The sequence below is a fragment of the Streptomyces purpurascens genome (assembly GCF_045040895.1).
Taxonomy (GTDB): domain Bacteria; phylum Actinomycetota; class Actinomycetes; order Streptomycetales; family Streptomycetaceae; genus Streptomyces; species Streptomyces purpurascens.
In genome coordinates this window covers 3314724-3335398 of the sequence record NZ_CP108341.1, presented here as the reverse complement: position 1 = coordinate 3335398, position 20675 = coordinate 3314724, and the positions used below count along the sequence as shown (strand labels likewise).

Genomic DNA, 20675 nt, shown 5'->3' with positions numbered 1-20675 from the left:
CCGCGCGGCGGTGACCGCGCGGGACGTCCGGCGGTTACGGCTACGACACCGGAACCGGACGAGGAGTGAGCCATGGCCGTCAGCATCGGCGGAGGACCGGCGGGGGACGGGGCGCCGGCCCCGGCGGGCCCCCTGCCGGCGGGCAGCACACGGCGGGAGGTGACACGGCGGGAGGTGACCCGCGGTCTGCGTGTCTGCGCCCTCGCCGCGGGCCTGGCGGCCCCGGTGGCCTCGGCCCTGGCCTCGGCCTTGGCCTTCTGGCCGCGACGCCTCGGCCCCGAAGGCGTTCGGAAGGACACCGCCTTCGCCGAGACCTACCGCGGCCGACGCATCGGCGTGGCGTGGACCCCGTCGCACGGCCCGGCCGGGCAGGGCCGGTGGCACGTCACCGTGGACGGCCGCCCGCTGCATCTGATGCGCCGGGCCGACGGCACCTGGCTGAGCATGATCGACCACTACTGCTCCTACCGGACACCGCTCGAGGCCGCCCGCGCCGCCGTCGACGCACTCGGTACCGGTCAGCGGCTGCGCGCGCCGGCTCCGGGACCGGGAAGCGCGGGGCACGTGCACACGGAGGACCGGCGTGGCGTACGTACGTAAGGACGCCGCCACGCTCACCCGGGCCGAGCAGCGCCGGTTCGTCAAGGCGCTGCTGGAGGTCAAACGGCGGGGCGAGTACGACGAGTTCGTCCGGACGCACGTCGAGTACTTCTCCGCGGACGGCGAGCACGGGCTGCGCGCCGCGCACATGGCGCCCTCCTTCCTGCCCTGGCACCGCCGGTTCCTGCTCGACCTGGAGCGCGCGCTGCGCCGGGTGGACTCCTCGGTGACGGTGCCGTACTGGGACTGGACGCGTGACCGTACGACCACCTCCGCGCCCTGGACGGAGCGTCTCCTCGGGGGCGACGGGCGCCGTTCCGACCACCAGGTGATGACCGGTCCGTTCGCCTACCGGCACGGCAACTGGACCATCAAGGTGAACGTGACCGACAGGGACTTCCTCACCCGGGAGCTCGGACGCCCCCGCAGACCGATGGACCTGCCCACCAAGAGCGAGCTGGCCTGGGCGCTGAGGGACCCCGTCTACGACGTGGCGCCCTGGGACTCGACGGTCACGCGGGGCTTCCGCAACAAGCTGGAGGGCTGGGGCACCGGCCGGGACAACACGTCCTGGCGCAACCACAACCGGGTGCACGGCTGGGTCGGCGGGGACATGCTCGGCGGCGCCTCCGTCAACGACCCCGTGTTCTGGCTGCACCACGCCTTCATCGACCTGCAGTGGTATCGCTGGCAACGCCGGCACCGTGGTGCCCGCTACCTCCCGGCCACGCCGCCGGGCCGGGGCGACCGGCAGCACGGCCGGATCGTGGCACGGCGCCAGAGCCTGCCGCCGTGGGACGTGACGCCGCAGGAGCTGGAGGACGTCGGCCGGATCTACCGCTACGCGTGAGGGGACATGGGGAGAGCCCCGGCATTCGGGGGGCCGGGGCTCTCGGGTCAAGCGGAGGTCAGTGGCGGTGACCGTGCTTCTTGCCGTGCTTCTTGCTGTCCTTCTTGTGGCCGTCGTTGTTCTTGCACTCGTTGCCGACGGCCGGGTTGAGGGCGCCGAGAATGTTCACGGTGTTGCCGCACACGTTGACCGGAACGTGGACCGGCACCTGAACCACGTTGCCGGACAGGACGCCGGGCGAGCCGATGGCCGCGCCCTTGGCGCCGGCGTCCGCCGCGGCGAGACCGGCCCCACTGAGCACCACGGCGCTCGTGCCGAGAGCAACAGCGCCAACCTTCGCGATGCGAGACATCACGTTCTCCCTTACTGACTAGGTAAGTGCGGCAGCAGTACGCGCTGCCGCACTGCCCGTTCAACGCCGTGGCCCCCGACCGGTCACGAGAAATCTTCTCCGGATCACCCATCTTGAACAGGGGCTCCGCCAAATGGGTGCTGTGGGCGGCCGTCTGCGTATCCCCGCCCCCCGACCTGTCTACTGGCCGGGACTGTCGTCTCCGCGCGTGCAGCGGGGCAGGTCCCGATCGTCGTGGGCGGCGGCTGCCCGAACGGGAGTTGGTTCGGCGTGGCGGCCTCGGATGGCCTACCTGGTGGAACCGCCGCAGCGCTGCGACGTGCACTTTCACAAGAAAGCCACGCCACGAGGCGTTTCGTGTGGCAAAAGTCGCAAACGACGCTTATCTTAGCGACTGTCAGTGACCGGACCATAACGGTCTGTGTCGATTCGAGAAATCGGAGAAGTAATGCGCAAGTACCAGAAGGCTGCGGTCGTCGTGGCCATGCTCGGCAGCGTCAGCTTCCTCGGCGCCGGCGTTGGTCACGCTGCGGGCGGGGACGGGAAGTTCAAGCTCGACAACGAGCAGGCCCAGTCCTGCGAGCAGAACGACAGCACTCAGGGTCTGGTCAACATCGACGACGTCAACGTCAATGTCGCCGCCCTGCTCGGCCTGGCCAACCAGGACAACAGTGAGCGCGAGTCGCTGAACTGCTCGCAGGCCTTCTCGCTGCGCGGCGGCCACTGATCAAATTGATCCAGGCAGGCCCCGGGGCTCGAACCGAGCCCCGGGGCCTGCCGCCTGGCTAAAGGAAAAAGGTAGATGTTCAACTCGAAGAAGATCGCGGCGGCAGCGGGGATCCTGGGGAGCTTCGCCCTGATCGGCGTCGGTGCCGTCCAGGCCTCCGCGCAGGGTGGTCCCGGCACGTGCGTCCAGGACAGCAAGGGCAACATCCGCTGTGTGCAGATGACCGAGTACCAGGTCGTCACGGACAAGGTCGGCAACGTCACCGTCGTCAACGACTCGACGCAGACCTGCCCGTCCTCTCACGGCCAGGTCAGCTGCGTCGACAGTGTCACGGCCCCCTCCGGGAGGGGCTGACGACTCCGTCGGTCGGCGCGGTCGTACAACAGGTTTTATCCAGAAAATTACGTGATTGGGCGTTTCGCCCGTCGAGAGGCGCACACGCCGCCTAAAGTTGGCAACTGTCGGTGACCAGTCCATTACGGTCTGTGTCAACTCGAGAAATCGGAGAAGTAATGCGCAAGTACCAGAAGGCCGCGGTCGTCGTGGCCATGCTCGGCAGCGTCAGCTTCCTCGGCGCTGGCGTTGGTCACGCTGCGGACGGCGACGAGCAGTTCAAGCTCGACAACAAGCAGGCCCAGTCGTGCGAGCAGAACGACTCGCGTGAGGGTCTCATCAACATCGACGACATCAACGTCAACCTCGCCATCCTGGGTCTCGCCAACCAGGACAACAGCGAGCGCGAGTCTGTGACCTGCTCGCAGACCTTCTCCCTGGGCAAGTAATCACCCACCAGGTGATGCGGGCAGGCCCCGGGGCTCGAACCAGGTGTCCGAGCCGCGGGGCCTGCCTCTTGGCTTCTCAGCCGGTTTATGCGTCCGGAACGACTCCTCGTCCAGCGGCAGGCAGTCGACCGCAAAGGAAAAGGTAAATGCTCAATTCGAAGAAGATCGCGGCGGTAGCGGGAATTCTGGGGAGCTTCGCTCTGATCGGTGTCGGTGCCGCCCAGGCCTCCGCCCTCGGTGACCCCGGCAAGTGTGTCGACGACGGCAACGGTCAGGTTCGCTGCGTGGAACTGAGCCAGTACACGTACACCACCGACAAGGGTGGCAAGGTCACCGTCACCAACAACTCGTCGCAGGACTGCCCGACGGCGCACAGCCAGGTCTCCTGCGTCAGCAGCACCGTCGTCCCCGGCAAGAGGGCCTGACTCCCGCCGAGTCCGAGGCGCCTTGTCCACGGCGGCGCCCCTCGCGTGAGTCCACCCGCGCAGCGGAGTATGGCCGGGACCCGAATACCGGGTCCCGGCCATTGTCGTGTCCGTATGTCGCACGGGCCTCAGGGCAGCCGCCGTACGGGCGCGCCCGCGAGGAACGCGCGGATGTCTTCCACCGCCTGGCCGTAGTACGTCGTGTAGTTGGCGTCGGAGACGTAGCCCAGGTGCGGGGTGGCGAGGAGGCGGGGGGCGGTGCGCATCGGGTGGTCGGCGGGCAGGGGCTCGATGTCGAAGACGTCGATACCGGCGCCGGCGATCCGGCCCTCGTGCAGGGCGGCGAGGAGGGCCTCCTGGTCGACGATCGCCGCGCGCGAGGTGTTGACCAGATACGCCGTCGGCTTGAGGAGCGCGAGTTCGGCGGGCCCGAGCAGTCCGCGGGTGCGGTCGCTCAGCGCGAGGTGGACCGAGACGAAGTCGCTGCTCGCGAGGAGGTCCTCCCGGGAGGGGGCGAGTTCGACGCCGACCTCGTCGGCGCGCTCCTCGGTGAGGTTCTGACTCCACGCGCTGACGTGCATACCGAAGGCCAGGCCGACCCGGGCCACACGGCTGCCGATCTTCCCGAGACCGAGGAGCCCGAGGCGGCGGCCGTGCAGGTCGGCGCCGACGGTGGACTGCCAGGGGCCGCCGGAGCGCAGGGCGTTGCTCTCCTCGACGAGACCACGGGCGAGACCGAGCAGCAGCGCCCAGGTCAGCTCCACGGGCGGGGTGGAGGAACTGGCCGTACCGCACACGGTGACGCCGTGCTCCTCGGCGGCCGCGTAGTCGATGACCGAGTTGCGCATCCCGGAGGCGACGATCAGCTTCAGCCGGGGCAGGCGCGCGATCAGCGACCCGGGGAACGACACGCGCTCGCGCAGGGTCACCACGATGTCGAACTCGGCCAGCGCGGCGGCCAGGGCGTCCTCGCCGTCCAGATGGGTGTCGAACGAAACGACCTCCACCTCACCCGCGATCGCCGACCAGTCGACGACCTCGGTCGCCACCTTCTGAAAGTCGTCCAGCACAGCACAGCGCAGCCGCACGTCGCTTCCTTTCCACGGCCCATGTTCGGGAGACCGACTCTATGTGGGACGACTGTCCTCCTGTCGCCCCGTCGGACCCGATGCTGTCCACTACCTCCGTCATGCACCCGCTCACACCCTGTCTTTCGGCCGTCCGCATCCTCAGGGGCTGTGCCTGACCAACGTCCAGTGGTGCCTGCGTGCCGACGAGGCGAGCCGACCCGCCCTGGGTCGAGGCGTGGAACCACGTACTCATGCGCTACGACCTCCAAAGGACGCCATTTCTCGGCGCGCTGCGTCAGGAACGCGCCGAATACCGAGCCGCCCAGGAGGCGCCCGTCCTCGGCCTCGACGACCGCGAGCCGGACACCGTCCTCGTACTGACGGACTGGCAGTACGCCGGCCACGGCCACACGCCGGGCGAAGCCGCCCTCGCCGCGACCATCGCCCGCGACCTCCAGACCAACCGCGAGACCGCCCGCGACGCCCTCCTGACCGAAGGGAGTGGGGAATGACCACGGCCACCCGGTCACGCACCATGCTCACCCTCGCGGAGGTCTGCGAGGAACTGGCCGTCTCGCGCTCGACCTTCTACGACTGGCGGGCCAAGCGTCGCGCACCGCGTTGCATCAAGCTCCCGGACGACGACCTCAGAATCCGGCGGAGCGACCTCGACCACTGGCTCGACGACCGCGAGGACGCCGCCCGATGGAGACGACGTACGAAGCGCTGGCGTGAGCCCTTCGACACCGTCGCCCTCGCCGAGGGGTTCCGCTCCGAACTCATCCGGGCCACTGCAAGAGCGAGGCGTTCGTCATCGACAGCGGGTGCTTTGTTCGCGGGTAGCGGCAGCGGCTGTTCACGGGTTTGGGAGGCACCCCGGCCCCCGGTTGGGTGATGTTCACGAGTTTTGACAGCACTGCGGTTCTTGCCAGGGCAGCACGCTGTCGAGCAGCCCCGCTGCCGTCGGTTCGCGCATCGCCCCTACTTGGTCGTGTGCGTGGGGTAGACCTGAACGTCGGTGTAGGCGCCCTTGATCTCCCCTGCGGCCGCGGGCCACTTCAGGCTCACGGTGTGGGTCTCGTTCGGGGGCGTCACCTGAATGTTGGTCGGGTGCGCGAGGCTGTCGCCGGTGTTGTCGATGTCGTAGGCGAGGTTGAAGACAGCGGCGTCGCCCGGCTTCAGGGTGGTGATACGCGGCTGGGCGTGGCCGCGCTCGATGGGGCTCGAGGTGTTGTCGGCGTCCTTGATGTCGACGCCCGCGAAGCCTGTCGCCGAGCAGGTGGTAGAACCCCGGTTGATCATGGTGATGTCGATCCTGCCGGAGTTCTCGTCGGGCGCGGCGTCCCTGGCGTCGATGGCCAGGTCCTCCGTCTTGCAGAACGTGACCTTGCCGCCGGTCTTCGTCGCACCGCTCGCGGTGTTGGCGGTGGCCTCGGTGTCCTCACCGGAGCCCGACTTCGCGTCGCTGGCCTCCGAGTCGCCAGAGCCCGAGTCACCCTCCGACTTCGAGCCACCGCCCGAGGACAAAGAAGACGAGGACGAGGAGTGCTTGGAGGGCGAGTCCTTCCCGGAGCCGTCGCTGCCACAGGCGGTGAGCGAGAGGGTGGCGGCGACGCCGATGGCGGCGAGAGTAGCGATGCGGGTGTACTTCACGGTGTTCCCCCAGGATTAGCGCGGTGCATGCGGTCAAAAGTATTTGTATCTCGCACCGAGTTACAGGCGGTCCTCCGTGACGTCTTCGTTCTGTCACAGGGGTATTGACCTCACGGTTCGCCAAGGCGTCACCGCACGGTCACTTGCCTGGCCCGGGCTCCGCATCAACCAGCTCAGCAACCCTCTGAGCCGGTGCTGCCATTTCTCGTGAACATCCACGGACCTCAAGGTCCACAACTGCTGTCCGAACCGACAGACAAACGCTGCCGCTTGAAGTGAACGCAGCCAGCTGGGCGGCAACAGCCGCAAGGACATCGCCAAGCCCCTGACCGCGACCACCATCGCGCTGTTGCGGGCCAAGCCCACCCAGTTCGCACCTCCCGCCGTGCGCACTGCTCTACGTGAGTGGGCCTTCAACACGAACCGACGCCCCGACGCACCCCGAGACGTGGTGGCCATCCTCCGATGGGTGGAGCGGAACTCCCTGCCCGTCTCGGCCTGGGAGGACCCGGAGAAGGTCGATCAGGTCCTGCGTGCCATCGACACGCGCCTCGACGGCAGGCAAGCGGCGGCCTGGTCCCGCAAGCGCAACCACCGCATCCTCGGTGACAGCCGGACAGCCCCGGATTCCGCCCTTGATCATCAAGAGGGTTTCCGGGGCCTCGCTGTGTCCAGCGTCACCACTCTGACCAGCAAAAAGCCCTCCCGAACGGGAGGGCGGAGACTTGCGCCCCCGGCAGGACTCGAACCTGCGGCCAAGCGCTTAGAAGGCGCCTGCTCTATCCACTGAGCTACGGGGGCCGGTGTGGTGGCCTCTGTCGTGGTGCCCTGGTGTGGGCTGATCCGTGACGTTGCCGGGGACAAGGATAGGGCTCCCGCGTCCTTGTCCCTGTTGCTTCGCCTCCGTGGCTCGATGTGGAGGTTCGGTGAAGCGGTCCTGATAATCGCAGGCAGGTACGAATCGTGCACCGCTTTTGGCGTCAGAGGCATCGGGTGTTGTGCACTCGTTATGCCTGGAGTGTGCCTGTGTCCCAGTCGCCCCTTCCATCCCTTGTGTCCTGTCGGCGCGCAGACATGCTCATATGCTTCAGAATTCCCCTAAAATTGGGCATTCTTCACATGTGGTGACCTTGGACGTAAGGCCTCAGCTGCTCGACGCACTCTCCGCCCTGCGCGACCGTGTCGCCGCCGCACGCTTCCCGCTGCCCCTGGCGGGGGCCCCACGCGCGCGTGCCAACCGCGACGAACTGCTCGCGCAGCTCGACGACTACTTGGTGCCCCGGTTGCGGGAGCCCGAAGCGCCGCTTCTGGCCGTCGTGGGCGGATCGACCGGAGCCGGTAAATCGACCCTGGTGAACTCCCTCGTAGGGCGGCGGGTCAGCGAGGCGGGGGTGCTGCGGCCGACGACACGGACCCCCGTGCTGGTCTGCCATCCGGAGGACCATCACTGGTTCGGCGGGATGAGGGTGCTGCCCGACCTCACGCGCGTGTGGGCGCCCCAGCAGAACGACACGGACGACCTGCTGCTCCCCGGCGAGGACCCCGCGCGCGTGCTGCGCGTCGAGAGCGCCGACACCCTGCCGCCCGGCCTCGCCCTGCTCGACGCTCCCGACATCGACTCCCTGGTCTCCGACAACCGCGTCCTGGCCGCCGAGCTCATCTGCGCGGCAGACATCTGGGTCATGGTCACCACGGCCGCCCGCTACGCCGACGCCGTGCCCTGGCACATGCTGCGCACCGCCAAGGAGTACGACGTCACCCTCGTCACCGTGCTCGACCGGGTGCCCCACCAGGTGGTCGCCGAGGTGTCGCGGCAGTACGGAGCCCTGCTCACCAAGGCCGGTCTCGGACACGTGCCGCGGTTCACCGTCCCCGAACTGCCCGAGTCGGCCTTCGGCGGCGGCCTCCTGCCGCTCACCGCCGTCGCCCAGCTGCGCACCTGGCTGATCCACCAGGCCCAGGAGCCGGCGGCCCGGCAGCAGGTCCTGGCCCGCACGGCGTACGGCGTCCTCGACTCGCTCAAGTCCCGGATGCCCGAGCTGGCCGGCGCCGCCGCCGCGCAGTACTCGGCCGCGCTGCGGCTCACCAGCGCCGTCGAGGGGGCGTACGACAGCGAGCACAAGCGCGTGCGGGGCCGGTTGCAGAGCGGGGCGGTGCTCGCCGGGGACGCGCTCAAGCGGTGGCGCGCCTTCCCCCTGGACTGCACCGCCGGTGAACTCCTCGACGCGCTCGTGGAGAGCCTCAGCGCGCTGCTGCTGTGCGCCGTCACCGCCGCCGACGAGCGCGTCGACGACGCCTGGCGGCGCGAACCGGCGGCGGCCGCCCCGGAGCTCACGCCGCGCGATTCCGCGGCGGAGAGCGCCGAGCACCGGATCGGGCTGGCCGTACGGCGGTGGCGGCGGGAGCTCGAGGAGTACGCCGACGACGAGGTGAGCGAGCTCGAGCGGAACGTCGCGCCCGACCCGGAGCTGGTCGCCGCCCTGGTCGCCACCGGGCTGCTGGGCGGCCGCCGGGGCCGGATGGCGGGGGAGGGGCTCGCCGAGCGGATCGGCGCCCACGGCGCACTGCGGCTGCGCGACCGGGCCGGTCGGCTGCTCAGCCAGCACGTCGACCGGGTCCTGTACGCCGAACGCGAGCGCCGGCTCGCCCCGCTCGACGCGCTCGACGTCCACCCCGAGCACCAGGCCGAACTCATCGCCGCGCTGTCCGTACTGCAGAAGGAGAGGTGACCGGTGACCGCCGTCACTGACCAGGACCACACCGAGCACGCCGATCAGCCGGGCGACGGGGACAAGGCAGGATCCGCCGGCGGTTCCGCCGGAAGTCCCTCCGCGCAGCACCCTCAGGCTGCCCAGAACGGCTCCCACGCGCGCGTGCAGGACGCCCGTACGGACTCCACCGGCGCCTGGGACGACGGGCTCATCGCGCGCCGCGTCAACGAGACGACGGACGGAAGCCAGTTCGCCGCCGTGGACAGCCGGTCCGCCGCCCCGCCCGCGATGAGACCACTGGTGTACGACGGGGTGTTGCGCTCCCGCCTCGAGGCGCTGCGCGAACTGGTGGGGCTCTCCCGTACCCGGCTCGACAGCAGGACGCTGTCGGAGGCGGGCCGGGTGCTCGACGAGGCGTCCGCGCGGCGCAGGCTCTCCGGGCAGCACACCGTCGTCGCCATCGCGGGCGCCACCGGCAGCGGCAAGTCACAGCTGTTCAACGCGCTCGCCGGCGTGGCCATCTCGGAGACCGGAGTGCGCCGTCCCACCACCGCGGCGCCCATCGCGTGCAGTTGGAGCGACGGGGCGGCGAGCCTCATCGAACGGCTCGGCATCCCGCCCCGGCTGCGCCGCCGGCCGCTGCCGACCGGGGACGCGGAGTCCCGGCTGCAGGGGCTCGTCCTGATCGACCTGCCCGACCACGACTCGGCGGCCGTACAGCACCGCGAGCACGTGGACCGCATCCTGGCGCTCGTCGACGCGGTCATCTGGGTCGTCGACCCGGAGAAGTACGCCGACGCCGTCCTCCACGAGCGCTATCTGCGGCCGATGGCGGCCCACGCGGAGGTCATGTTCGTCGTCCTCAACCAGATCGACCGGCTGCCCGGGGAGGCCGCCGATCAGGTCCTCGACGATCTGCGGCGACTCCTGGACGAGGACGGCATCGCCCTCGGGGAGTACGGCGAACCGGGTACGACCGTGCTCCCGGTGTCCGCGCTCACCGGGGACGGCATCGCGGACCTGCGCGAGGCGCTCGGCCAGTTCGTAGGGGAGCGCGGGGCGCCGGCCCGTCGTGTCTCGGCCGATGTGGACATCGCGGCGGCGCGGCTGTGGCCCGTCTACGCCACCCGGCGGCGGACGGGGCTCAGCGAACAGGCCCGGGAGGAGTTCGCGGACCGGCTCGCCGACGCCGTGGGCGCCACGGCGGCCGGGGAGGCGGCCGAACGGGCGTGGCTGCGCAACGCCAACCGCGCGTGCGGTACGCCCTGGCTGCGGCTGTGGCGCTGGTACCAGGACCACAGCGAGCCCACCACGGGCCGGCTGCCCTCGCGCACGCAGGCCGACGAGGAGGCCACCGCCAGGCAGCGGGTCGAGCAGGCGGTCCGTACGGTGGCCGACCGGGCCTCTGCCGGGCTGCCCGCGCCCTGGGCGCAGGCGGTGCGCGAGGCGGCCGTCCGCGGCTCCCAGGGGCTGCCCGAGGCGCTGGACGAGCTGACCGTGCGCGCGGGAGTGCCGACGGGGCGGCCGCCGCGGCCGGGATGGTGGCCGGTGGCTGTGCTGTCCCAGGCCTCCATGACGATCCTTCAGTTCCTGGGCGGGCTGTGGCTGCTGGGCCAGATCTTCCAGATCATGTCGCCGAACCTGGGCGTTCCGGTGCTGCTGATGGTGATCGGCATCGTCGGCGGTCCGCTGGTCGAGTGGAGTTGCCGGATGGCGGCCCGCGGCCCGGCCCGCCGCTACGGCCTGGAGGCGGAACGCCGACTACGGAAGGCGGCGGCCGGGTGCGGAAGGGCCCGGGTGCTGGATCCGGTGGCAGCTGAGCTGCTGCGGTACCTGGAGGTACGGGAGCAGTACGGGAGGGTGGTGGGGGCTGGGCGATGACCGCGGGGCGTGGCGGCTGTGACGGGCCGCATGCGCGGGTACGGCGAGGGCGGCGTCCGGTCGGGCGTCGCCCTCGCCGTGTCCGTGTGTGGCTCGGCGTCACCCGTGGGGGTGGCGGCGTTGTCCACAGGCGGACGGTGATCCACAGCGCTCAGCGGACTCGGCCCGGTCGCGGCAGTCTGGCGGACACAGCCGTACGGGACGGGCCCGTACGAGGGCAGCCCGGTGTCTGAGTCCGGGCGAGGGAGGGGTTCGCGATGAACGAGACCATGGTCTGCGCGGTCGGCAGGGTGGCGACGCAGCCGGTGTACCGGGAGATGGCGTCAGGCCCGTCGGCGAGGTTCCGGCTGGCGGTGACCGCGCGCTACTGGGACCGCGAGAAGAACACGTGGACGGACGGGCACACCAACTTCTTCACGGTGTGGGCCAACCGCCAGCTCGCCACGAACACGGCGGCGTCGCTGACGGTGGGCGAGCCCGTGATCGTGCAGGGCAGGCTGAAGGTGCGGACCGATGTGCGCGAGGGGCAGAGCTGGACCTCGGCGGACCTCGACGCGGTCGCGATCGGCCACGATCTCGCCTGGGGCACCTCGGCCTTCCGGCGCGCGGGCAAACCGGAGACGGCGGCCTCGCCGACATCACCGGAGCCCAACTGGGAGACTCCGCCGGACGATTCAGCGGCGCCTTCGGACGCATCCGCGCAACAACAGCCGGAGCCAGCTCTATTGACGTGACGTCAGTCACTGTCGCTCTGTCCGGACTGCGGCTTATCGACGAGTGCGCACCGTACGACCAAGGGTGGATTTGTCGATAAGCCCTGCCCGCAAGGGATCTTGGCGATAACGATTCCGAGTCGGATCACTCATCCGACCGTCTGACCGGCGGGCGGGGTCCGACGCCTCCCTAGGATGCCGGACATGGCTCTCGGGGCTCTCGATGCCTGTGAGGCTTCTGATTTCTGCTGGTGGGACCGTACCCCCCACGTCAACGGGTCCTGCTCGAAAGGAAATTTGGTGTTTGCTTCGTTCTCGGCGGTGTTCGTACGCAGGCGAGGGGCGGCCCGTCTCGGCGCCGCGACGCTGGTGTCAGGGCTCGTCGCCGCGGGCGTGCTGGCCGGTGCCGGCCAGGCGGCCGCCGACGAGACGACCCAGGGTGAGGGCGGTGCGACCGCGACCATAGCCGGACTCAAGACGTTCGGCACCGCGGTGATACACGGCGGCACCGGGGACCAGCAGGTGTCGGCCGGCCTGTTCGAGATGTCCGTCGAGGGCGGCGGCATGCTGCAGACGTACTGCGTCGACCTCCACAACCCCACGCAGCGGGACGCCAAGTACCACGAGACGCCCTGGGGCGGCACGTCCCTGGGCGCCAACAAGGACGCCGGCCGGATCCGCTGGATCCTGCAGAACTCCTACCCGCAGGTGAACGACCTCGCGGCGCTCGCGCGGAAGGCGGGCGTGCGCGGTGCGCTGACCGAGCAGGACGCGGCGTCCGGCACCCAGGTGGCGATCTGGCGTTACTCGGACGACGTGGCCGTCGACGCCCTCGACCCGCAGGCCGAACAGCTCGCGGACTTCCTGGAGAAGAACGCCCGGAACATGCCCGAACCCAGGGCCTCGCTCACCCTCGACCCGCCGGCGGTCTCCGGCCGGCCGGGCGAGCGGCTCGGCCCGGTCACGGTGCACACCAACGCGAGCGGCGTGACGGTGGCGCCGCCCGCAGACGCCGCCACGAGCGGGGTGCGGATCGTCGACAAGCAGGGCAGGGCCATCACGTCCGCGGCCGACGGCGGGCAGGTGTTCTTCGACGTTCCCGAGGACGCGGCGGCCGGCACGGCCGAACTGACCGTGCAGGCCTCGACCAGCGTCCCGGTCGGGCGGGCCTTCGCCTCCGAGAGCCGGAGTCAGACGCAGATCCTGGCCGGCTCCAGCGAGTCGACGGTGTCAGCGACGGCCGGGGCGACCTGGGCGAAGCAGGGTGCGATACCGGCACTGTCGGCGGCGAAGAACTGCGCCAAGGGCGGTGTGGACATCATCGCGGCCAACAAGGGCGACGAGCCGTACACCTTCGAACTGGCCGGACTTGAGCACACCATCGCCGCGGGCGAGACCAGGACGGTGACGGTCCCGCTCCAGGAGGACCAGGCGTACGACTTCACGATCCACGGCCCCGGCGGCTTCACCCAGCGCTTCACCGGCATGCTGGACTGCCAGACCCGGAGCAGCGAGACGGGCACGGCCACGCAGACCCTCAGCGAACCGAGCCCGGCCACGGTGGGCGGCACGGCATCCGACACCAACCTCGCCGAAACCGGCTCCACCGGCGTCACCCCGCTCATCGCGGGCATCGCCCTCACCCTGGTCGTCATCGGCGGAGCGACCCTGGTCGTCCTCCGGCGCAAGGCGACCCCGACGAACGACTGACCGGGCGGGACGGGCCTGTGGCAGCTCGACGGGGACGCCGGTTCTCAGTGAGCCGCGCTCGCCCTGGGCTCAGCCCATGAAGATCACGGTGCGATCAGCAGCCGAGGCGGACCTGGCGGCGCTGTTGGTCCTCTACCGGGAACTGAACCCGGACGACGCGCCGTTGTCCGGGGCGGCTGCGGATGCCGTTTGGGCGGCCATATCCGGGCAGCAGGGGAGGACCGTTCTGGTGGCGGATGCCGACGGCACCGTGGCCGGGACGGCCGACTGCGTCGTCATGCCGAACCTCACGCGCGGGGGCCGGGCCATCCTGTTCGTGGAGAACGTCGTGGTCGCGGGTGGCTTCCAGCGGCGTGGCGTCGGACGGCAGCTGATGGAGGCGGCCGTGCGGCTGGGGGAGTCCGCCGGCTGCTACAAGGTGCAGTTGCTGGCGGCGGACGACGCGTACGTCCACAGCTTCTACGAAGCGTGCGGCTTCAAAGCCCTGGCGCAAGGGTTCCGCCGCTACGTCGAGTAGCCGCGCGCATCCGCGCGGGGAACCGAACCGATCGCCCTGACGTGTTCCTGTGCAGGGGTGGTGGTTCACGCTGCGATCCGATCAAGATCGAGGCAAGGCCGGTGCGGATGTCAGTGTCGGCAGCGATACTTGCGGTGACGGATGACCATGGGGGAGGTCACAGTGACACACCTGCCGAAGAGCAGCCCACCACCACCGGGCCCGAGCCTGCCCATTCTCCCGGCCGTTCCGGCGCAGCCGGCACCACCGGCCCGGCCTCCCGGCAGCGGCCCGGCCGCCTCCCCACCCCCGGCGCCCCGCCGCACCGCCTTCGCGGAGGGCTTCGACCAACTCCGCGCCGCCGCCACCACCGAGCCCGGCCGCCTGCGCATCATCGGCGCCCTCCTGGCCCTCCTCGTCGTCGCCTTCGGCGCCGTCACCGCCTGGCAGATGACCGACCGCGCGGCCGCCGCCGACGACGTCCTCACCAGCAGCCAGCCCCTCAGCTCGGACGCGGCCGACATCTACCGCTCCCTCGCGGACGCCAACACCGCCGCCTCCAGCGGCTTCCTCGCCGGCGGCCAGGAGACGGCCGCCTCCCGCGACCGCTACGAGAAGGACATCCGCACGGCCGCCGACAAACTCGTCAACGCCGCCGCCAACGCCGACCCGGACTCCCCGTCCACCGCGACGATCGCCAAGCTCAACAAGCTCCTCCCGGAGTACAAGGGCCTGGTCGAACGCGCCCGCACCTACAACCGCCAGGGCTTCCCGGTCGGCGGCGCCTACCTCCGCTACGCCAACGAGAAGATGCAGCAGCAGATGCTCCCGGCAGCGGAGGACCTGTACAAGAAGGAGAACCAGCGCCTGCGCGCGGACTACGCGGACGCCACGCCCTACCCCTGGGCGGCCATCGCCCTGGGCGTCGCCGCCCTGGCCGCCCTCGCCTGGGCCCAGCACCGCAACTACCGGCGCACGAACCGGGTGTTGAACCAGGGCCTGGTCGCCGCCACCGCCACCGCGACGGTGGTCCTGCTCTGGCTGGTCGTCGGCCACAGCGTCGCCCGCGCGGGCCTGAACGACTCCTACGACCACGGCGTCCGCTCCCTGAACGTGCTGCACGACGCCCGCATCGCCTCCCTCAAGGCACGGGGCAACGAGAACCTGACCCTGGTGGCCCGCGGCGCCGAGACGAAGAAGGTCGGCGCGCAGACCTACGACGCCTACGACTACGACTTCCGCACGGACATGGCCGACCTCGGCAAGTACCTGGCGGACGCCGCGAGCCTCGCCGACGACACATCGGGCGAACAGCCCGTCACCGCCGCCGTCGGCAACATGACGGAGTGGAAGAAGCGCCACACCGCGGCCCGCGAGCAGGACGCGAACGGCAACTACCAGCAGGCGCTGGACAGGGTCATCGGAACCAAGGGCGCGACCGGCGAGTGCTTCGACAGCGTCGACGAGAACCTGCGCACGGCACTCGCGCACGAGGAGACCGAGTTCAAGCGCGCCGCCGGCGACGGCCGGGACGCCCTGACGGGCCTGTCGGCGGGCGCGGCCGTCCTCGCGGTGCTGGGCGCCGCGGGCGCGGTGCTGGGCATCGGCCGCAGGCTGTCGGAGTACCGATGAACGGGGCACGGGATACAAGGGGAGACGTGAAAGGGGGCGTGAGCATGCGAGCACGACGTCTGCGGGCCAGCCTGAAGGGCTGGGGCGGGGTGGCCACGATGGCGGTCGTCTGCGCCCTGGTGGCGGTCTTCGCGCTGTGCGTCCCGCTGTCCGGACCGGGCATCGGTGACGGCCGGGCCGTCACCCAAGCCTCCCAGGCCACGGTCGAGAAGGCCGAAGAGGACTGCGAGGCCCCCGAGAAGCAGACGCTGTCCCCCTCCTCCGCCGACGGCGACACCATCCAGGCGATCAAGGACCGCGAGGGCGAGAAGCGCAAGCTGATCGTCGGCGTCGACCAGAACAGCTACCGCTGGGGCTACCGCAACCCCAACAGCGGCAAGACCGCGGAGCTCGAGGGCTTCGACATCGACCTGGTCCACCGCATCGCCGAGGACATACTCGGCGACCCGGACGCCGTCCAGTTCAAGGCGATCCCCACCGACCAGCGCATCCCGGCGATCCAGGACGGCCGCGTGGACATGGTCGTCCGCACGATGACGATCAACTGCGCGCGCATCGCGGACGTCGCCTTCTCCGCGCCCTACTTCAAGACCGGACAGCAGGTCCTGGCCCCGAAGTCCTCGCCCGTCAAGGGCTACGACGACACGCTCGCGGACCGCAGGATCTGCACGGCGGCCGGCTCGACGGCGTACTCCACGCTGGAGGCCGACCAGAAGGACGGCAAACTCCCCGCCACCACCGACATCTCCACGACCGTCCCGAACCAACTCGACTGCCTGGTAAGGCTCCAGCTCGGCGAGGTCGACGCCGTGGTCACCGACGGCGCCCTCGCCGCGAGCCAGGCTGCACAGGATCCGACGGTCCAGCTCAAGGGCGACGCCTTCACTGCCGAGTACTACGGCGTGGCGATGAAGAAGGACGCCGACGATCTGGTACGCCGGGTCAACCAGATCCTGGTGGACTACCGCAAGGACACCGCGAACGGCTGGCAGGCGTCGTACGACAAATGGCTGTCGGCGACACTGGGCAAGGATGCGAAGAAGTCGGAACCACCGGCTCCGCAGTACCTCCGCAGCACCTGACCACCCGACCGACGCTCAACCGACAACCCGACCGAAACCCAACCGCCAACCCAACCGGCACTACCGCAGCGAGAGGTGATCGATGGGCGTCACGGGATCCACCGGGCCGGTGATGGACCGGGACGAGGTGGACCGTGCGCTGGCGCGCCTCGGCGCGGAGCACGAGGCGATCGAGACCTCGCTCCTCGCCCTGCAGGACCACGCGGGCCGCAGACTCCTGGAGGGCGCCGAGCTCACCGGTGTCACCCAGGAGCGCTGGACGTCCACGGAGGCGTCGATCACGCTGCTGTGGACCTACTTCGACGCGTACACGGACGCCTTGCGCACCGCACGCGACATCCGCTCCCGCCGCCGCTGGTCCAGCCGCGAGGACCTGATGGAGCTGACGGAACTGCTGACCGGCGAGTCCGTCACCGTCGCGGGCAGTGCCACCGCGACGGCCAACGCCCCCACCCTGCACGGCGCTGCGAACAAACTCAGCGAGCGCTACTCGCTCACCACCCTCGTCGACCGGATGAACGAGCTGTACGCGACGAGCCTGGACATGGTCGTCGCCGCCGACGCGGTCTGGTCGGCCCTGCCCGCCCGGATCGACCTGCTGGCGGCCGAGCTCCAGCGCACCCGCAGGCTCGCGCACTCGGTGGGCGTGCGCCCCGGCGAGCACCCGGCGGGCGACGACCTGGAGCGCATCACGCGCACGCTGACGAAGCTGCGCGAGCAGGTGATCTCGGACCCGCTGGAGTTCTGGCTGGGCGCGGAGGGCAGCTCGGCTCCCGGCGGCGGCCGGCCGGACACGACGGTGTACGACCGCGAGGCGCGCGCCCTGGAGGACGTACGCCGGGAGATCGACGCGGTCTTGACGGTCCGGCAGGACGCCGAGAAACGGATCGTCAGGCTGCGGGACATCCTCAGCCGCGCGGACCGCACGCTGGCCGAGGCGCGCACCGCCCGCGGCGAGGTCCTCGCGAAGATCGCGGCGACGGAGGTGCCGGTCGTCAGCGGGCCGCCGACGGTGTTGCAGGAGCAGGTGGCGGCGGCCGCCGAGTACCGCAGGCACGGGCAGTGGCACCGGCTGTCCCCGCTGCTGGAGTCGCTGGAACAGAAGGCCGAGGACGAACTGCTGCGCGCCCGCGAGTCGTTGACCGCGGTCACCGCGCCCCTGGCGGTGCGAGCCGAGCTGCGCGGCCGGCTCGACGCGTACAAGGCGAAGGTCGCCCGGCACGGCTTCGCGGAGGACGCGCTGCTGGTGGAGCGGTACGAGAAGGCACGCCGCATGCTGTGGAGCGCCCCCTGCGATCTGCGCGCCGCCGAAGGGGCCGTGCTGCGCTACCAGCACGCGGCCGCGGAGCTGCTCGGCGGCCCGCGAGTGCCGGACCAGGGCGTACGCGAGGACGACCGGAGGGGGCCGGGCGCATGAGCGACAAGGGGGAGTCCATGACCGAGGCACGCACATGTCAACGCCCCACCTGCACGGGCACCTACGAAGACGTGGGCGGCGGCGAACTGTACTGCGACACCTGCGGCCTCGCCCCGGTCGTCGCAGCGAACGGCATGGTCGCCTCACCCCCCACCGGCATCACCGCCGGCGGCAAGGGGGGCTCGGGCGCCAGCGGCAGCTCCCGCTCCAGCAGCCGCAGTTCCCGTACGTCGTCCCAGTCGTCGAAGTCCCGCCGCTCGGTGTCCGGACGCCTCTCGCGCTCCCTGTCGGGCAAGTCGACGAGCCGTTCCGTGTCGGTGCGCAGCTCCGGCTCCGGCGCCGGTTCCTCGTCCCGGGGCAGGCTGGGCGCCGGGCTGGTGCAGGTGCCGCCGATCCCGCGGCCCGACCCGCGCGAGATGGTCCTGGACAACCCCGAGGTGCCCGAGCGGAAGCGGTTCTGCTCGCGCTCCGACTGCGGCGCTCAGGTGGGCCGGGCGCGCGGTGACCGGCCGGGGCGCACGGAGGGGTTCTGCACCAAGTGCGGCCACCCGTACTCGTTCGTGCCGAAGCTCAAGGCCGGGGACGTCGTGCACGGCCAGTACGAGGTGGTCGGCTGCCTCGCGCACGGCGGCCTCGGCTGGATCTACCTCGCCGTCGACCGGGCGGTCTCGGACCGCTGGGTGGTCCTCAAGGGCCTGCTGGACACCGGTGACCAGGACGCGATGGCCGCGGCGATCTCCGAGCGGCGCTTCCTCGCGGAGATCGAGCACGCCAACATCGTGCGGATCTACAACTTCGTGGAGCACCTGGACCAGCGCACGGGCTCCCTCGACGGCTACATCGTCATGGAGTACGTCGGCGGCAAGTCGCTGAAGGAGATCGCCAACGGCCGCCGCACAGCGCAGGGCAGGCGCGATCCGCTGCCGGTGGAGCAGGCCTGCGCGTACGGCATCGAGGCGCTGGAGGCGCTCGGTCATCTGCACAGCCGCAACCTGTTGTACTGCGACTTCAAGGTCGACAACGCGATCCAGACCGAGGACCAGCTCAAGCTGATCGACATGGGCGCGGTGCGCAGGATGGACGACGAGGAGTCGGCCATCTACGGCACGGTGGGCTATCAGGCGCCGGAGGTGGCCGAGGCCGGTCCGTCGGTGGCGAGCGACCTCTTCACCGTCGCCCGCACGCTCGCCGTCCTGACCTTCGACTTCCAGGGCTACACGAACGTCTACGCGGACTCCCTGCCCGACCCGGACCACATCGAGGTCTTCCGGCAGTACGAGTCGTTCTACCGCCTGCTGGTCCGCGCCACCGACCCCGATCCGGCCCGCCGGTTCGCCTCCGCGCAGGAGATGACCGAGCAGCTGACCGGAGTCCTGCGGGAGGTCGTCTCCCTGCAGACGGGCCGCGCCCGGCCCGCTCTGTCCACCCTGTTCGGGCCCGAACTGCGGGTCACGGACACGGAGCTGTTCCCACGGCTGGACGGTGAGGTGTCCCGGCTGGGGGCGCGGGTGGTGCGGACGCGGCGCGGTTCCCCGACCGCTGCCGCGCTGCCCGCCGCCGCTACCGGCGTGGCGGCCGCTCAGCTTCCCGCCGGCGGGGCGCAACCGCACGCTCCGCTTCCCGCCGGCCTCGTCAGAGCCGTCGACGCCCCCGCCGCCGCCCTCGCCCTGCCCGTTCCCCGGGTCGACCCGTCCGACCCCAACGCCGGTTTCCTGGCGGGCCTGATGACCTCCGCGCCGGCCGAGCTGCTCGGGGCCCTCGCGGCGGCCCCGGCCCCGTCGACCGAGACGCGGCTGCGGCAGATCCGGGCCTGGCTGGAGACCGGTGAGCCGGCCGCCGCGCTGGAGGCCCTGGTCACGCTGGAGGGCGAGCGGCCCGACGACTGGCGGGTGGTCTGGTACCGGGGCGTGACCGCGCTGGTCACCGGCGACGACGAGGGTGCCGCGCTCGCCTTCGACGCGATCTACGACGCCTTCCCCGGCGAGATCGCGCCCAAGCTGGCGCTGGGCCTGTGCGCGGAGGTACTGGGCCAGCTCGACAACGCCGCCGAGTACTACCGGCTGGTGTGGTCGACCGACCCGAGCTATGTGAGCGCCGCCTTCGGGCTGGCCCGCGTACAACTGGCCGCCGGGGACCGGCGCAGCGCCGTACGGACGCTGGAGTCGGTCCCGGAGTCCTCCATCCACTACACGGCCGCGCGCGTGGCGGCCGTACGGGCGCGGCTGAGGCAGCGCACGGCGGCCGCCTCCGACGTACCGTTCCTGGAGGATCTCACGGCCGCCGCGGCGCAGGTCGAGGCGCTGGAGGCGTACGGTCTGGATCCGGCGCGGCGGGAGCAGTTGTCGGCCGAAGTCCTCGGCAGCGCGCTGGACTGGGTACTCTCCGGGGGCCAGGGTTCCGTCCCTCCCGCCGCCGGGGGACGGACGCTGCTCGGCAGCGGCCTGGACGAGCGGGGCCTGCGTTTCGGCCTGGAACGCTCGTACCGCACGCTGGCCCGGCTGGCGCGGGGCGGCGAGGAGAGGATCGACCTGGTGGAACGTGCCAATCGTTACCGCCCCCGGACGTGGGTGTAGT

19 protein-coding genes, 1 tRNA gene and 1 pseudogene are annotated in these 20675 nt (G+C 70.8%); 17 read left to right on the top strand and 4 right to left on the bottom strand.

The window, feature by feature from the left end; all coding sequences use genetic code 11:
• Positions 1–72: 72 nt before the first annotated feature.
• Entirely contained in the window at positions 73–600 is a 528-nt protein-coding gene (locus tag OHU35_RS15135; RefSeq protein WP_405505588.1) for a tyrosinase family oxidase copper chaperone, read from the top strand.
• Positions 584–1450: a tyrosinase family protein gene (locus OHU35_RS15130; protein ID WP_189723748.1), complete on the top strand. Its 867-nt coding sequence runs from the start codon at positions 584–586 to the stop codon at positions 1448–1450. Before OHU35_RS15135 ends, OHU35_RS15130 begins: the two co-directional genes overlap by 17 nt.
• Before the next feature lie 58 nt (positions 1451–1508).
• Here the strand turns inward: OHU35_RS15130 and OHU35_RS15125 are convergent, their stop codons facing one another.
• The gene (locus OHU35_RS15125; RefSeq protein ID WP_189723747.1) at positions 1509–1802 is read right to left on the bottom strand and encodes a chaplin; all 294 of its coding nucleotides are present in this window, start codon (positions 1800–1802) and stop codon (positions 1509–1511) included.
• A 448-nt stretch (positions 1803–2250) separates the two neighbouring features.
• Here OHU35_RS15125 and OHU35_RS15120 point away from each other — a divergent pair, with 448 nt between their 5' ends.
• The 4 genes from OHU35_RS15120 (at position 2251) to OHU35_RS15105 (ending at position 3736) form a co-directional block, all read left to right on the top strand.
• Complete coding sequence (locus tag OHU35_RS15120) at positions 2251–2529, top strand: hypothetical protein (protein ID WP_189723746.1); 279 nt, start codon at positions 2251–2253, stop codon at positions 2527–2529.
• A 75-nt stretch (positions 2530–2604) separates the two neighbouring features.
• Positions 2605–2883 carry a hypothetical protein gene (locus tag OHU35_RS15115; RefSeq protein ID WP_189723745.1) on the top strand — a complete coding sequence of 93 codons (279 nt, stop codon included), beginning with the start codon at positions 2605–2607 and terminating at the stop codon, positions 2881–2883.
• Between the two features lie 158 nt (positions 2884–3041).
• A complete protein-coding gene (locus OHU35_RS15110) occupies positions 3042–3311 on the top strand; it encodes a hypothetical protein (RefSeq protein ID WP_184592825.1) in 270 nt (89 codons plus the stop codon).
• 146 nt (positions 3312–3457) lie between these two features.
• Positions 3458–3736 (top strand): hypothetical protein, encoded by a 279-nt coding sequence (locus tag OHU35_RS15105; RefSeq protein WP_189723744.1) that lies wholly within the window; start codon positions 3458–3460, stop codon positions 3734–3736.
• A gap of 128 nt (positions 3737–3864) precedes the next feature.
• Here the strand turns inward: OHU35_RS15105 and OHU35_RS15100 are convergent, their stop codons facing one another.
• Positions 3865–4824 carry a D-2-hydroxyacid dehydrogenase family protein gene (locus tag OHU35_RS15100; protein ID WP_189723743.1) on the bottom strand — a complete coding sequence of 320 codons (960 nt, stop codon included), beginning with the start codon at positions 4822–4824 and terminating at the stop codon, positions 3865–3867.
• A gap of 263 nt (positions 4825–5087) precedes the next feature.
• Between OHU35_RS15100 and OHU35_RS15095 the strand changes: the two are divergent.
• Positions 5088–5318, top strand: a pseudogene (locus OHU35_RS15095) (replication initiation protein); the annotation flags it as partial.
• The gene (locus tag OHU35_RS15090) at positions 5315–5701 is read left to right on the top strand and encodes an AlpA family transcriptional regulator (RefSeq protein WP_308400921.1); all 387 of its coding nucleotides are present in this window, start codon (positions 5315–5317) and stop codon (positions 5699–5701) included. The pseudogene OHU35_RS15095 and the gene OHU35_RS15090, both read left to right, overlap by 4 nt.
• An 86-nt stretch (positions 5702–5787) precedes the next feature.
• On the opposite strand, the gene OHU35_RS15085 is transcribed toward OHU35_RS15090, so the two are convergent.
• Both OHU35_RS15085 and OHU35_RS15080 read right to left on the bottom strand, forming a co-directional pair.
• Complete coding sequence (locus OHU35_RS15085; protein ID WP_405505584.1) at positions 5788–6459, bottom strand: DUF4232 domain-containing protein; 672 nt, start codon at positions 6457–6459, stop codon at positions 5788–5790.
• 728 nt (positions 6460–7187) lie between these two features.
• A tRNA-Arg gene (locus OHU35_RS15080) sits at positions 7188–7260 on the bottom strand.
• 320 nt (positions 7261–7580) lie between these two features.
• Between OHU35_RS15080 and OHU35_RS15075 the strand changes: the two genes are divergently transcribed.
• From OHU35_RS15075 to OHU35_RS15035, 9 genes are all read left to right on the top strand, one after another.
• Positions 7581–9188 carry a dynamin family protein gene (locus OHU35_RS15075; protein ID WP_405505582.1) on the top strand — a complete coding sequence of 536 codons (1608 nt, stop codon included), beginning with the start codon at positions 7581–7583 and terminating at the stop codon, positions 9186–9188.
• 3 nt (positions 9189–9191) lie between these two features.
• Complete coding sequence (locus OHU35_RS15070) at positions 9192–11051, top strand: GTP-binding protein (RefSeq protein WP_405505580.1); 1860 nt, start codon at positions 9192–9194, stop codon at positions 11049–11051.
• 257 nt (positions 11052–11308) lie between these two features.
• Positions 11309–11785, top strand: coding sequence for a single-stranded DNA-binding protein (locus OHU35_RS15065; RefSeq protein ID WP_189723719.1), 477 nt, complete (start codon positions 11309–11311; stop codon positions 11783–11785).
• Between the two features lie 279 nt (positions 11786–12064).
• The gene (locus tag OHU35_RS15060) at positions 12065–13474 is read left to right on the top strand and encodes a Cys-Gln thioester bond-forming surface protein (protein ID WP_189723718.1); all 1410 of its coding nucleotides are present in this window, start codon (positions 12065–12067) and stop codon (positions 13472–13474) included.
• Between the two features lie 76 nt (positions 13475–13550).
• Positions 13551–13991, top strand: coding sequence for a GNAT family N-acetyltransferase (locus tag OHU35_RS15055; protein WP_189723717.1), 441 nt, complete (start codon positions 13551–13553; stop codon positions 13989–13991).
• 162 nt (positions 13992–14153) lie between these two features.
• A complete protein-coding gene (locus OHU35_RS15050; RefSeq protein WP_229872904.1) occupies positions 14154–15602 on the top strand; it encodes a hypothetical protein in 1449 nt (482 codons plus the stop codon).
• A gap of 44 nt (positions 15603–15646) precedes the next feature.
• Positions 15647–16684, top strand: a complete 1038-nt coding sequence (locus OHU35_RS15045; RefSeq protein WP_405505577.1) for a glutamate ABC transporter substrate-binding protein — start codon at positions 15647–15649, stop codon at positions 16682–16684.
• Positions 16685–16766: 82 nt separating this feature from the next.
• Positions 16767–18101 carry a hypothetical protein gene (locus tag OHU35_RS15040; RefSeq protein ID WP_405505576.1) on the top strand — a complete coding sequence of 445 codons (1335 nt, stop codon included), beginning with the start codon at positions 16767–16769 and terminating at the stop codon, positions 18099–18101.
• Between the two features lie 17 nt (positions 18102–18118).
• Positions 18119–20674, top strand: coding sequence for a tetratricopeptide repeat protein (locus OHU35_RS15035; RefSeq protein WP_405505575.1), 2556 nt, complete (start codon positions 18119–18121; stop codon positions 20672–20674).
• The last annotated feature ends 1 nt before the right edge of the window (position 20675 follow it).